We start from the raw sequence: 12,514 nt of genomic DNA, 5'->3' as shown, positions 1-12,514 counted from the left end.
TGCCGCTTGCTGCACCAACTTGTGCTCCAACCTTGGCTTCGTATTGCGCAATAATCTTTTCCCGGGAAAGCGCAGAGGTCGACATTCGTGTCGACGGAACGACAATCGCAATCTGCCGTTGATTCAGCGAACATATATTCTGTACAATGGAAGAAACGAATGTTCGGAGGCGGTACATAAATGAATCCACTTACGGGCAAGGCGGCGACGATGGACGAGTGGCTGCAACTGCTCAAGGGGCACCCCGAGATCATGGCGAACGTCACGCACTGGCAGACGCTGCCTGCCAAGGAGGCGAGGACGGTTCCGCTGCCGGCCGAGATGGACGAGAGACTGAAGCAAGCCCTTGGGCAAAAAGGCATCAGCGAGCTCTACACCCACCAAGCGGCGTCTTACCGGGCGGTTCGCGAGGGCAGGCACGTGGTGACCGTGACCCCGACCGCATCCGGGAAGACGCTCTGCTACAATCTGCCGGTCGTCGAACATCTGCTTCGGGATGACAGCGTGCGGGCGCTCTACTTGTTCCCGACAAAGGCGCTTGCGCAGGACCAGGTGGCCGAGCTGCAAGAGCTGGCCGACCGGATGGACGCGGACATCAAGACGCACACGTACGACGGCGACACGTCGCCCGCCGTGCGGCAGGCGATCCGCAATGCCGGCCACATCGTCGTGACGAATCCGGACATGCTGCATTCCGCCATCCTTCCACATCATACGAAGTGGGTTAAGCTGTTCGAGAATATCAAGTATATCGTGATCGACGAACTGCACTCGTACCGGGGCGTCTTCGGCAGCCACGTGGCGAACGTCATTCGCCGGTTAAAGCGAATCTGCCGCTTCTATGGAAGCGAGCCGCAGTTCCTGTGCGCGTCGGCGACGATCCGCAACCCGCGCGAGCACGCGGAGCGGCTGATCGGGGAGCCGGTGCAGCTCGTGGATGACAACGGCGCGCCGTCGGGCGAGAAGCACTTCGTGTTCTACAACCCTCCGGTCGTCAACCAGCAGCTCGGCATCCGCCGCTCGAGCGTGCTGGAATCGCAAAAGCTGGCCGCGCTGCTGCTTCGCAGCGGCATCCAGACGATTGTGTTCGCCCGCAGCCGCGTGCGCGTCGAGATTCTGCTGACGTACCTGCAGGATCTCGTCAAGGGAGAGCTCGGCAAGAAGACGATCCGGGGCTACCGCGGCGGCTATCTGCCGAAGCAGCGGCGCGAGATCGAGCGGGGGCTGCGCAGCGGCGAGATTCGCGGCGTCGTCAGCACGAACGCGCTTGAGCTCGGCATCGACATCGGCCAGTTGCAGGCTTGCGTGCTCAACGGCTACCCCGGCTCGATCGCGAGCACGTGGCAGCAGTCGGGGCGGGCGGGAAGAAGGCATACGAGCTCGGTGACGTTCCTCGTGGCGAGCAGCAATCCTCTCGATCAATATTTGATCCAGAACCCGGATTATTTCTTCGGCCGGCCGCCGGAGGAGGCGAGAATCCACCCGGACAACCTGCTGATTCTGCTCGACCACGTGAAGTGCGCCGCGTACGAGCTGCCCTTCGAGGACGGCGATACGTTCGGCGAAGAGAAGCTGAGCGATCTGCTCGAATTCCTCGCGGAGGAGAAGGTGCTTCATCGGGCGGGCAGCCGCTGGTACTGGATGGAGCAGGCGTTCCCGGCCCACAACATCTCGTTGCGGTCGGCCGCGCAGGAGAACTTCGTCATCATCGACATGTCGGACGGCTTCCGGGTCATCGGCGAGGTGGATCGCTTCGGCGCGCCTACGCTGATCCACGAGGAAGCGATCTATCTGCACGAAGGTGTCCAATACCAGGTCGAGAAGCTCGATTACCCGGAGAAAAAAGCTTTTGTCCGCCAAGTGAACGTCGATTACTTCACGGACGCAAGCCTGGCGGTGGAGCTTAAGGTGCTGCATGCGGACCGGGAACGGACGACGGGGGCGATTCAGCGCGAATATGGAGACGTCAGCGTCACGGCCAAGCCGACGATCTTCAAGAAGATCCGGTTGCGGACTCACGAGAACATAGGTTCCGGTCCCATTCACCTGCCGGAGGAGGAACTGCACACGAGCGCCTACTGGTTCTCGTTCTCCGAGGAAGCGGCGGAGGGCAGAAGCGCGAACGACATGCAGATGGCGCTGCTCGGCCTTGCGAACGTGCTGATCCACCTCGCGCCGCTGCGCCTGATGTGCGACCCGCTCGATATTCGCGTTTTCCCGCAGGTGAAGTCGCCTCACACGAAGCGGCCGACGATCACGTTCTACGATCGTTATCCGGGCGGTATCGGCCTCAGCCAGCGGCTGTTCGAGCAGCATGACGAGCTGCTGGAGGAAGCGGGACGGCTCATTGTCGGCTGCGGCTGCATGAGCGGCTGTCCGGCTTGCGTCGGCCCGATCGAAGAGGTCGGCCTGCTCGGCAAGGATCTGGCGCTTGGCCTGCTGAACAAAGCGAGGGGAATGGAATGAGCGGCGGGCTGCGCGAGAGGCTGGCGCGGCTGAAGGCGCAAGCGAGTTCCGCCAAGCCAGCGGAGGACAATGGCGATGGAAGCGGGCAAGAGGGCGGCGGCGTTCCGAATTCGTTCAGTCAAAGGGAATCGGCCGGTGCCACTCGGAGCCCAGCGGACGATCATGCGCTGCACCCCGCCTTCGAACGGATCGGAGTGAGGCAGGTCGACAACTCGCACGGCAGCTTCCTGCTCCGCACGATCCCTTACCCGCTGCATTACGCTCACGGGCTGTACGAGCTTGGCGCCCTGATGCGGAGCGCGACTCGGCTTGGGCCGGTTGCGCTTAGGCAGAACAAGAAGGAGGAGGCCGATCGCGAGCCGGAGCTCGACGTCGGCAAGCTGCTGTTCCTCGATACGGAGACAACGGGGCTCGGCGTCGGGGCAGGCAACGTGCCGTTTATGATCGGCATCGGCTTCTTCGACGAGGAGGGCGAGGCATTCGTCGTCGAGCAGACGCTCATCCGTCACCCGGGCGAGGAGCGGGCGATGCTGTTCCATCTGCTGGGCCGGATGGATGGCCGGACGCATCTGGTCACGTACAATGGGCGCACGTTCGACTGGCCGGTGCTCGTCAACCGTTATATTTTGAACGGCTGGCGCTCGAACGGGAAGGAGCCGGGGCATCTCGACTTCCTGCACCCGTCGCGCGCGCTGTGGCGCAACACGCTCGAATCGTGCCGGCTTAGCCGGATCGAGGAGGATCGCCTCGGCATCGCCCGCGGAGAGGATGTGCCCGGTTCGCTTGCGCCCGAGCTGTACATGCGGTACTTAAGCGACGGCGATGCCGGCCATCTGGAAGGCGTCTACCATCACAATGAGCGGGACATTCTGACGCTTGTGTCGCTGGCGGCGCACTTCGGCGCGTTGCTCGGCGGGGATGAGCCTGCCGTCTCGCCGCCGGAAGGGGCGGAGGAGCTGTACCGGACGGCGGCATGGCTGGACGTCCACGGCCAGAGCGAACGCTCCGAGCGGCTGTTCGAGGCGCTGATCGGGCGGGAGGATGCCGCTGCATGGCGCTGGTGGCTGCCGGCGGCGGCGCGCTACAAGCGGCTGGGCCGCTATGAGACGGCGCTGCCGCTCTGGGAGCGGGCGGCTGTGCGCGCGGAACGGGCGGCGCTGCCTTCGACGGAGGCGCACGTCGAACTGGCGATGTACTATGAGCATCGCGCGAAGGATTACGGTGCCGCTCTGGGGTATGCCGAGGCGGCGCTGGACCTGGCGCTGCGGCGGCCGAGTTCGCCCCGCGAGCCCAAGCGGGTTCGCGAGGAGCGGGACGAGCTGCGCAAGCGGGTGGAACGGCTGCGGCGCAAGCTGGCGCGAGGATGATGGATAGAGGATGATGGATATATGGAGGATTCGCACCAAGACTGCACCTGGCCCTCACCAAGATTCGCACCAGGACCCGAAGCCGCGCGCCATATTCGCAATTTTATATGATTTTTCACATTCATTTGGCGCCAAGGGCCGCTTTTTCTCAAATGAATATGGTTTTTCACATAAAATCGGTCGTCGGTGAAGGCCGAGCGGCGATTTTATGCGATTTTTAGCATAGAACGGTCGCCCGAGGCGGTTTGTCGGCGAATGAATGTGGTTTTTCACATTTATGGTGGCGGAGGAGATGAACCCTCCCGATCGGCGAAGATCAGCAGCCCGAAGCGATCGGGCTTGTGGAATTGCACCTCTCCGGTCGGGGACCAGGCGGAATATTCGTCCGGCGAGCCGTCCTGCGGCCGATCGATCCGGTACAGGTTCATTCGCCATTCGTCCCCGGGATGGGGCGGACTGCGGCGGGCGGCGACGAATTCGGTGAACGGAATGGCGATCTCCGCCGTCCAGCGCCGCTGCTCCGGATCGAGCCTGACGGCCGTCGTCAGCCGGCAATCCGTTCGGGCGAACGCGAGGCTGTGTCCGTCCGGATGGTTGTGAATCGCATAGTGCAGGACGGCGTTCAGCGGGTTCACTTCGATCTCGATATACGTGCGAAGATCGTTGTCGTCGTCCACGAAGATCTCGACGACTTCCTCTTCGTACAGCTTGTCGTTGAAGCCGGTCATCGTCGCGTTGGGGGCGTCGTCCTCGCAGGCGAAGGCGACATACAGGAAGCGTTCGCTCCAGAGCAGCTTGGCCGTCGTCGGCTGCACGGGAACAGCTCCCGTAACCGTATCCAGAAGCGAAGCCCCGGGAGCAAGGAGCCACTCCGGCTTGGCCAGGTTCCCGTCGATCGCAAGCTCCGTATCGATTCTATGGCAGGTATACCGTAATATAGCGAGCACCTCTCTCGTTGGATCGTCAAGTCGTCTTGAGCATAGCGCCGTTCCGCCGGAATCGTCAAGCGGGACGGCCTTTCGAAGAACGATCGAGACGGCCGCGGGCCGGTGCTGCGGGAAGGGGAAGGAACCGGACATGCGCGACAACGGCAGCATTCGTTTTCTCATGGGGGAGATTCATTATCGGTCAACCGGCGACTGGACGACGCTGGGCGGCCTTGCAACAGGTCACAGCCTCGTATGGATCGTCGAGGGCAAAGGCTGGATCGAGGTCGACGGCTCCGCCCTGTATGCCGTTCCCGGAAGCTGCCTTGTCTTCGTGCCCGGCATGGTCTCGGATTGGCGGAATTCGGAGGCCGGCGGGCTGAAGGGCTACGAGCTTCGCTTCGACACGCTCAAGCTGTCGGAAGGGGAGTTGCCGCCCGATTCGGGAACGGGCGTGGTTGCGCAACGGGCGGAATGCCCGTTCCGCGGCGAGATCGCCTTCCGCGATACGGAAGAAGCGGAACGGCTCATTCGTCAACTGTACCGCCGGCGCTTGAAGACGGGCGCGCTGGCGCGGCTGGAGACCGAGCTGGCTTTTATGAGCCTGATCTGCCTTGTATGGAAGGAAGCCGAGCTTCCGCGGGAAGACGGGACGAGCCGAGCGGGCGGCATCGAACGCACGATTGCTTATATGAATCACCGATACCGCGAACCGATGACGCGGGAGAAGCTTGCCGCGATAGCGGGCATGAGCCTGTGGAGCTACGCAACAGCGTTCAAGAAGAGCTGCGGAGTCGGTCCGATGGAATATTTGACGGCCATTCGGATGGCTCGCGCCAAGGAGCGGCTGCTGCTCGGACGAGGCAAGCTGCGGGAGATCGCCCGCGACGTCGGGTTCAACAGCGAGTTCTACTTCAGCAGCAAGTTCAAGCAGCATGTCGGAATGCCGCCGATCGACTATGCCAATCGACACCGCGGACGCTACATCCGTTCGGGCGAGCTCGGCCGGCCGCTCGCCGCCGCCGCCGTTGAACGGCCGGCTGGCGCTGCCGCGCGAATTATCGGGCTCTATCTGGAGGACCATCTGTGTTGTCTGGGAATCCGGCCGGTTCTGCAGTTCGCGATGGACGATTATACGCAGCGTTACTTGCAGCCGTACATGGAAGCCGTCCCCGAGCTGGACGTGAAGCGGTTCGACTGCGAGGCGATTCGGGCGAGCGAGCCGGATTTGATCTTGCTGGGCATCTCCGACTTCGCGGTTCAGGGGCGTTACGACGAATGCTCCGGCATCGCTCCCACCTATGTGATGGAGGCCGGTCAAGACGGCTGGCGCTCGACGCTTCGTGCGATAGCGGGGCTGCTGGACAAGACGGAGCCGGCGGAGCGGGCCATCCGTCGCTGCGAGGAGCAGGCCGGGGAGGTGCGGCGGCACTTGCAGCGCACGGTCGGCACGCAGTCGGTCGCGCTGGTTCGCGTATGCATGCACAAGCACCTCTGGCTGTACGGGAACGGAAGCGACAACGGCTCTCTGCTATACGAAGAGCTGGGACTGCGAATGCCAACTTTTGTGCAGCAAAGGGTTCGGGGAGATACGGCGGAATGTGTGGATCTTCGGGAGTTCGAGACGCTCGACGCGGATATCGTTCTGCTGATCGTCGATCCGCTGGGGGAAGGGCGGCAGCGCGCCGACCGATTGATGAGCGATCCGCTCTGGCCCTCCGTGTCGACCGGCCGGACCGTGCGGCTTCACGAGCTGACATTCGATTGCTGGACAAGCTCCGGCGCCATCGCCCAGACCGCCAAGCTGGAGGAGCTGTCGAGGCTGCTATCCTGACGAAGCCGTTCGCTCCGCTTCGCCAACAAAGTTGCAAATGCGAGCCATCGTTTGTATATGGAATCGCCGAGAGGCATTTGCTACACTTCTCGTTGATAACAATTATCAATGTCAACGGAAGGTGGATTATCCATTCATGCACAACCGGAAGACCAGCCTGGGGCTGCTGCTCGTCTTATTATTAATGCTATGCGCAACCGCGGCCTGCGGCAACGCCTCCTCGCCCGCAGCCGGGAACAAGTCCGATGCGGCGGCGAGAACGTTCACGGACGCGTACGGAACGATCGAGGCGCCCGAGCATCCGAAGAGAGTCATCGGATTATACTTGGAAGACGCGCTCGTCGCGCTTGGCGTCAAACCGGTCATGCAGTTCGCGATGGGCAATTTTACGATCGGCTACTTGCAAGACGAGCTGAAGGATGCCGCGAAGCTCGATATTCAAGCTTACGACTTCGAAGCCGTCCTTCAGGCGAAGCCGGACTTGATTCTGCTCGGCTTCCCTTCCTTCGCGATGGATGAGCGCTACAACCTCTTCAGCAAGATCGCGCCGACCTACGTGTTCGAAGACGCCGCCTCCGATTGGCGCAAGACGCTGCGCGAGGTCGGCAGCTTGCTGAACAAGTCGGACGAAGCCGAACAAGTATTGGCCGCCTACGAGGACAAGGCCGCCCAGGCGAGAAGCCAGTTGGAGCAATCCGTCGGGCGGGAGACGGTTGCGCTGCTGCGGATCGATATGGACAAGGTGCTGCGCCTGTACGGAGGGCCGAACAACTACACCGCTCCCGTCCTCTACGACGATCTGAACCTGGAGCCTGCGCCGATCGTCAAGAAGCTGGTGTGGGGGGAAGAATCGTTCAAGGACATCTCAATGGAGCTTCTGCCGGAGATCGACGCCGATCACCTGTTCCTCGTGGTCAACGATGACGGCAAGGAGCTGGCGGAAGAGATGATGGCGACCTCGCTGTGGCACAATATTCCCGCGGTTAAGGCGGGGCATGTGCATCAAGTGAGCGAGGATGTCTGGATGACCTTCGGCGTGCTGGCCCAACAGCGGAAAATCGACGACGTGCTGAACGCGCTGGCGAAGCCGCAATGAGCGATGCGATGATTCGGGTCGTCCGCGAGCGCAGAACGGTCCATCGCTATGCGCCGCGCCCGATTGCCCGCGAGGTGCTGCTGGAGCTGCTGAACGATGCGGTATGGGCGCCGTTCCACTCCGCCAAGGAGCCTTGGCGATTCATCGTCTTCGCCGACGAAGGCCGCCGCGCATTCGCGGATGCGGTGCTGGCAACGTACCCGGACGATAAGCGGGCCAAGGTCGGAGGCCATGTCGCGCGATGCTATTGCGAGGACGTGCCGGTGCATCTCCTTGTCGTGATGGCGGAGGAGCCGAGGCCGCATCAATGGGAAGAAGCCTATGCCGCCTGCTGCTGCCTGATTCAGAATTTGCAGTTGCTGGCATGGGAACGCGGAATCGGCTTCTGTTGGAAAACAAACGATTACAACTGGAATCCCAAGTTCCGAGAAGCGGTCGGCGTCCGGCCGGGCGAGCATGTGGTCGGCACGCTGCATATGGGCTATCGCGATCCTTCCGCCCGCATCGCAAGCCCGAAGCCGCGCACCCCCGCCGAGGAACTGACGGTGTTCCGCGACTCGGCGGACCAAGCGCCGGGACCGCACGAACGCTCCCGATAACCCACGAACGCTCCCGATAACCAGCGAACGCCCCGAATGAAGCCGATGCGGCCTCGTTCGGGGCGTTTGCAGTTGCGCGGCCGGGAATGCCCTGATTTTCCACGGCTGTGCTTGCCATTCGGGGGTGTACAGAGTATTGTTGAATAATGACAGTTCACCTGATCCTCCAGTACTAGAAAGCGAGTGGAACTCATGTACAGATGGCCCTTGAGCCCGCCCGCGATGAACAAGCCGCAAGCGCTGCTGTTCGATCTGGACGGGACGCTGTACCGGGGGGACGAGCGCATCCCCGGCGCGGACGAGATGATAGCGACGATGTACAGGCAGGACATGCCTTGCTGGTTCGTGACGAACAATTCAACGCGCACTCCGTCGCAGGTGGCGGAGCATCTTCATACATTAGGAATTCCGGCGACCACGCACCAGGTGATCACTTCGGCGGAAGCGGCCGCGTACTATGCCGGAGAGCGATTCCCGGGAGCGGCGGTCTGCGTGATCGGCGAGCACGGCCTGCAGGAAGCGATCCGGGAAGCGGGGCTCGTCCCGGCCGGCGACGGCCGCGCCGAACTCGTGATCCAAGGCTTGGACCGGCAGCTTACTTATGCGCAGTTGACCGAGGCCGTTGCGCATCTGCTGGCGGGGGCAGACTACTTGCTGACGAATCCCGACCGCCAACTGCCCGTGGCCGGCGGCGTTCTGCCCGGCGCGGGAAGCATCGCCGCGGCTCTGCAAGCGGCCGCCGGCGTCGAGCCGACGGTCATCGGCAAGCCTTCGCCGATTCTGATGAATTACGCGCTGGCCCGCGCCGGCGTGGATGCGGCGAACGCATGGGTCATCGGCGATAATCCGCGCACCGATATCGCGGCGGGACTTGAGGTCGGGTGCAAGACCGTGCTCGTGCTGACCGGATTGTGCACGGAGAGGGATTGGCGCCGGCGGTGCGAGGAAGCGGGAGCGATGCCGGATGCGGTGTGCGACGGCCCGGCCGAATTGACCGCGTGGCTGACTTCTTTATAGACGAGATAAACAACAGGAGAACATTCAACGAAGGGATGAGCGAGACATGTCGGATTGGCCGGAAATAGACGCCTACAGGCGGCAATTGTCGCCGCTGTTGTGCGGGCTTGCGATTCGGGAGGTTGAGGTCGGCCGCGAGCAGGCGATCAACGAACCGATTGACGAATTCGCGAGTCATCTGAACGGAAGGAAAGTGCTCTTCGTCGAGCGAAGAGGAAGGCAGCTTCTGCTTCATCTCGATGACGGCAATCGCGTGCTGTTCGCCCTGCCTCCGGGCGGCTGGCTGCATCTCGGCCCGTCCGCTCCGGAAGGGGAACGGGCGCAGATCGCGCTGTCGTTCGAGGACGGCGAGACGCTGTTCGCCGGAGGACCGCGAGCGGTTGCCTGCCATCGCCTGAGCGCGAAGAGCGTCAATGAGATGTGGAGGGGGCTTGGCCCCGACCCGTTCGACGCGAGGCTGACGGAGGAGGCGTTCGTCAAGCGCCTGTCGGCCAGACGCGGCAAGCTGAAGGCGACGCTGGTCGACCAGAAGCTCGTGTCGGGCATCGGCGGCGCCTATGCGGACGAGATTTGCTTCGAAGCGGAGGTGCTGCCGGCCGCTCCGATCCCGGAGCTGGCCGACGAGACGAAGCGGCGAATCTATCGCTCGATGCGCAAGGTGCTTGAAGAAGCCGCGGCGGACCCCGCGGGCTTCCCGTTCCGCGTGCACGGCCGCGAGGGCGAAGCCTGCCCGCGCTGCGGCGGAACGATTCGGCAGGAGGCTCTGTCATCGAAGAAGATGACGTTCTGCCCTTCCTGCCAGAAGGAAGCGTAACCTTGATCGTCGTCGGAAGCCACCTGAGCACGAGAAGAGGTTACGCGGAGGCGGCCAGGACCGCGGTTCGGATCGGCGGGAACGCCTTTCAATATTTTCCGAAGAATCCCCGCAGCCTGCAGCTTAAGTCGTTCGATCGCGCGGATGCGCAGCGCTGTGCCGCATGGTGCCGGGAGAACGGCGTTGTCTCGGTCGCGCATGGTCCTTATCTCGTGAACCCTGCCGCAGAAGGCGAGGAGGCTCGGCGGATGGCGGCGTGCACGCTGAACGACCTCGAGATTGCGGAAGCCTGCGGTTCGATCGGCGTTGTTGTCCACTTCGGCGTCTATCGCGGTTCCGACCCGTTACAGGGCTATCGAAATGTTATACAATATATCAATAATGTGCTGTCGAGCTGGAAGGGCGAAGCGAGAATTCTGCTGGAGAACCAGGCGGGGGACCACGGTCCGACGGGAACGACGTTCGAGGAGCTGACGACGGTCCGGTCGCTGTGCGCAAGGCCGGAAGCCGTCGGCTTCTGCCTCGATACGTGCCACCTGTTCGCGAGCGGGCAGTGGGACGGCTCGAATTGGCAGCGTCTTCTCGAGCGCGGCCGCGAGCTTGGCTTCTGGGAATCGCTTGCGGCGGTCCATCTGAACGACTCTCGTTACCCATCAGGGGCAAGAAGAGATCGCCATGCGAGAATCGGGGAAGGTCACATCGGCGAAGCGCGGATCGCGGAAGCGATCGCCTCGCGCGAACTCGACGGGGTGCCGCTCATTATGGAGACGCCCGCCGGTCCGGACGGAACGCATGCGGATGAGATCAGACAGGTGCTGCTTGCCGCTCGCACGGCTGCTCGTTCGGAGGAGAACCGGCCGGACGAGACTCGCTTGGAGGAGGAGAACGGATGATCAACGTTTACCTGGATGATCTGCGTCGCTGCCCGGAAGGCTTCGTTGTCGCCCGCACGGCGGCGGAATGCCTGCTGCTGCTGCAATCGGAGGACGTCAACATTCTGTCGCTCGACTTCGAGCTCGGCATCGGCGAACCGAACGGCCTCTACGTCGTGCACGGCCTGATCGCCGGCGCCCGCTATCCGAAGCAAGTATTCGTGCATTCCTCGAGCATGTACGGGAGGGCCCAGATGGTGAAGGCGCTTCGCGATGCGAACCCGGAAGGAGTCGTCATTCACGACGGCCCGATGCCTCCGTCCGTTCTGAGCGAGGTCGCGGCGGAGCGCACCGGGGAGTCCGGACGATGAAGGAGCCTGAACGATGATGGAATGGGAAGGCGGCGATTGGGAGCGGCTGCTGGCGGAGCTGACGGATGGCGACCTGCTGTACGTGTACACTCCGCTCTGCGGCACGTGCGCCCTCGCCCGCAGAATGCTGGAGATCGCCGAAGCGATGATGCCGGAGCTTCGCATTCGCGCCGCCAATCTGAACGCGATGCCGGGCCTGGCGCAGCGGCTTCGGATCGAGAGCGTGCCCTGCCTGTCCCTTCCGGACGGCGAGTCCGGGGAGCGGCGCAGCCTGTATCGGTTCGGCTCCGTCGTGGAGCTGACCGAGGCGATTCGCCCATCTTGAGCGAGGCCGCCGATCGCAGCCAGATCACAGAAGGGAAGAGACTACGGTGAGCGTAATCGCGTTAAACGGATTGACCCTGCGACGCGGGGAGAGACAGATTCTTCGGGGCGTCGACCTCGACGTGAAGGGCGGCGAGCACTGGGTGCTGCTCGGCCGCAACGGCTGCGGCAAGACGACGATTCTGGAGATGATCAACGGTTATCTGTTCCCGACGACCGGGACGGTGGACGTGCTCGGTTATCGGTACGGCACGGTCGACCTCCGCGAGGTGCGGAAGGAGATCGGCTACATCGGCGCGTCCCTGATCGAGAAGTTCACGCTTCGCGATCCGGTATGGGAGATCGTCGTCGGGGGCTACGACGCGAAGCTTCGCATCTACGAGGAAGTGGCGCCGGAGGTGCGGGACAAGGCGATGGGCGAGCTGGAGCGCATCGGCTTCGCGCACATGGCCGAGCAGCCGTTCGGGACGCTGTCCCAAGGCGAGCGCAAGAAGGTGCTGCTGGCGCGGACGATGATGGCAGGCCCGAAGCTGCTTATTCTGGACGAGCCTTGCGCCGGTCTCGACCTGTACGAGCGCGAGAAGTTCCTGGACGCCCTGGAGGAGTTATCTTCTGGGAAAATGACCATGTTGTACGTGTCGCACCATATCGAGGAGATCGTTCCGCTCTTCACCCATGTGGCGCTTATGGCCGATGGGGCGATCGTCGCCGCCGGCCCGAAGCGGGAAGTGCTGACGCCGGAGCTGCTGCACTCGGCGTACGACGTGGACATCCGGGTGGAGTGGCAGCGGGAACGGCCTTGGATTCAGATCGGGAAGGAATAACGAC

The 12,514-nt window shown here is 62.9% G+C and carries 12 protein-coding genes; 11 read left to right on the top strand and 1 reads right to left on the bottom strand.

Annotated elements, in window-relative coordinates:
- Nucleotides 1-180: 180 nt before the first annotated feature.
- Both E6C55_RS24635 and E6C55_RS24630 read left to right on the top strand, forming a co-directional pair.
- On the top strand, nt 181-2,466 hold the full coding sequence (locus E6C55_RS24635) for a DEAD/DEAH box helicase (RefSeq protein ID WP_136372486.1): 2,286 nt from the start codon (nt 181-183) through the stop codon (nt 2,464-2,466).
- Entirely contained in the window at nt 2,463-3,833 is a 1,371-nt protein-coding gene (locus E6C55_RS24630) for a ribonuclease H-like domain-containing protein (protein ID WP_136372485.1), read from the top strand. The genes E6C55_RS24635 and E6C55_RS24630 overlap by 4 nt, the downstream gene beginning before the upstream one ends.
- Before the next feature lie 275 nt (nt 3,834-4,108).
- Here E6C55_RS24630 and E6C55_RS24625 read toward each other — a convergent pair whose 3' ends face one another.
- Complete coding sequence (locus E6C55_RS24625) at nt 4,109-4,942, bottom strand: carbohydrate-binding family 9-like protein (protein ID WP_136372484.1); 834 nt, start codon at nt 4,940-4,942, stop codon at nt 4,109-4,111.
- On the opposite strand from E6C55_RS24625, the gene E6C55_RS24620 reads away from it, so the two are divergent.
- The 9 genes from E6C55_RS24620 to E6C55_RS24580 all read left to right on the top strand — a co-directional run bounded on the left by E6C55_RS24620 (nt 4,911) and on the right by E6C55_RS24580 (nt 12,510).
- Complete coding sequence (locus E6C55_RS24620; protein WP_136372483.1) at nt 4,911-6,593, top strand: helix-turn-helix domain-containing protein; 1,683 nt, start codon at nt 4,911-4,913, stop codon at nt 6,591-6,593. The genes E6C55_RS24625 and E6C55_RS24620 overlap by 32 nt on opposite strands.
- A 136-nt stretch (nt 6,594-6,729) precedes the next feature.
- Complete coding sequence (locus E6C55_RS24615; RefSeq protein WP_168735864.1) at nt 6,730-7,689, top strand: ABC transporter substrate-binding protein; 960 nt, start codon at nt 6,730-6,732, stop codon at nt 7,687-7,689.
- The gene (locus E6C55_RS24610; protein WP_136372481.1) at nt 7,686-8,288 is read left to right on the top strand and encodes a nitroreductase family protein; all 603 of its coding nucleotides are present in this window, start codon (nt 7,686-7,688) and stop codon (nt 8,286-8,288) included. Before E6C55_RS24615 ends, E6C55_RS24610 begins: the two co-directional genes overlap by 4 nt.
- 192 nt (nt 8,289-8,480) lie before the next feature.
- A complete protein-coding gene (locus E6C55_RS24605; protein ID WP_230986842.1) occupies nt 8,481-9,305 on the top strand; it encodes an HAD-IIA family hydrolase in 825 nt (274 codons plus the stop codon).
- Nucleotides 9,306-9,351: 46 nt separating this feature from the next.
- Nucleotides 9,352-10,119 carry an Fpg/Nei family DNA glycosylase gene (locus E6C55_RS24600; RefSeq protein ID WP_136372480.1) on the top strand — a complete coding sequence of 256 codons (768 nt, stop codon included), beginning with the start codon at nt 9,352-9,354 and terminating at the stop codon, nt 10,117-10,119.
- A 5-nt stretch (nt 10,120-10,124) separates the two neighbouring features.
- Nucleotides 10,125-11,012, top strand: a complete 888-nt coding sequence (locus tag E6C55_RS24595; protein WP_136372528.1) for a deoxyribonuclease IV — start codon at nt 10,125-10,127, stop codon at nt 11,010-11,012.
- Nucleotides 11,009-11,362, top strand: coding sequence for a cyclic-phosphate processing receiver domain-containing protein (locus E6C55_RS24590; protein ID WP_136372479.1), 354 nt, complete (start codon nt 11,009-11,011; stop codon nt 11,360-11,362). The genes E6C55_RS24595 and E6C55_RS24590 overlap by 4 nt, the downstream gene beginning before the upstream one ends.
- 13 nt (nt 11,363-11,375) lie before the next feature.
- Entirely contained in the window at nt 11,376-11,687 is a 312-nt protein-coding gene (locus E6C55_RS24585) for a thioredoxin family protein (RefSeq protein ID WP_230986841.1), read from the top strand.
- 46 nt (nt 11,688-11,733) lie between these two features.
- Nucleotides 11,734-12,510 carry an ABC transporter ATP-binding protein gene (locus E6C55_RS24580; RefSeq protein ID WP_136372478.1) on the top strand — a complete coding sequence of 259 codons (777 nt, stop codon included), beginning with the start codon at nt 11,734-11,736 and terminating at the stop codon, nt 12,508-12,510.
- Nucleotides 12,511-12,514 lie beyond the last annotated feature (4 nt).

Source organism: Cohnella fermenti (assembly GCF_004801405.1).
GTDB classification, from domain to species: Bacteria; Bacillota; Bacilli; order Paenibacillales; family Paenibacillaceae; genus Cohnella; species Cohnella fermenti.
This window is presented reverse-complemented; position numbering and strand designations above follow the sequence as displayed.

Excerpts from the sequence above, each read along its gene's own strand:
- E6C55_RS24625 (WP_136372484.1), bottom strand. The coding sequence starts at position 4,942 with ATGAGAAAACGAATGCTGCCGTTGTCGCGCATGTCCGGTTCCTTCCCC.
- E6C55_RS24630 (WP_136372485.1), top strand. The coding sequence starts at position 2,463 with ATGAGCGGCGGGCTGCGCGAGAGGCTGGCGCGGCTGAAGGCGCAAGCG.
- E6C55_RS24605 (WP_230986842.1), top strand. The coding sequence starts at position 8,481 with ATGTACAGATGGCCCTTGAGCCCGCCCGCGATGAACAAGCCGCAAGCG.
- E6C55_RS24590 (WP_136372479.1), top strand. The coding sequence starts at position 11,009 with ATGATCAACGTTTACCTGGATGATCTGCGTCGCTGCCCGGAAGGCTTC.
- E6C55_RS24600 (WP_136372480.1), top strand. The coding sequence starts at position 9,352 with ATGTCGGATTGGCCGGAAATAGACGCCTACAGGCGGCAATTGTCGCCG.
- E6C55_RS24620 (WP_136372483.1), top strand. The coding sequence starts at position 4,911 with ATGCGCGACAACGGCAGCATTCGTTTTCTCATGGGGGAGATTCATTAT.
- E6C55_RS24585 (WP_230986841.1), top strand. The coding sequence starts at position 11,376 with ATGATGGAATGGGAAGGCGGCGATTGGGAGCGGCTGCTGGCGGAGCTG.
- E6C55_RS24615 (WP_168735864.1), top strand. The coding sequence starts at position 6,730 with ATGCACAACCGGAAGACCAGCCTGGGGCTGCTGCTCGTCTTATTATTA.
- E6C55_RS24635 (WP_136372486.1), top strand. The coding sequence starts at position 181 with ATGAATCCACTTACGGGCAAGGCGGCGACGATGGACGAGTGGCTGCAA.
- E6C55_RS24610 (WP_136372481.1), top strand. The coding sequence starts at position 7,686 with ATGAGCGATGCGATGATTCGGGTCGTCCGCGAGCGCAGAACGGTCCAT.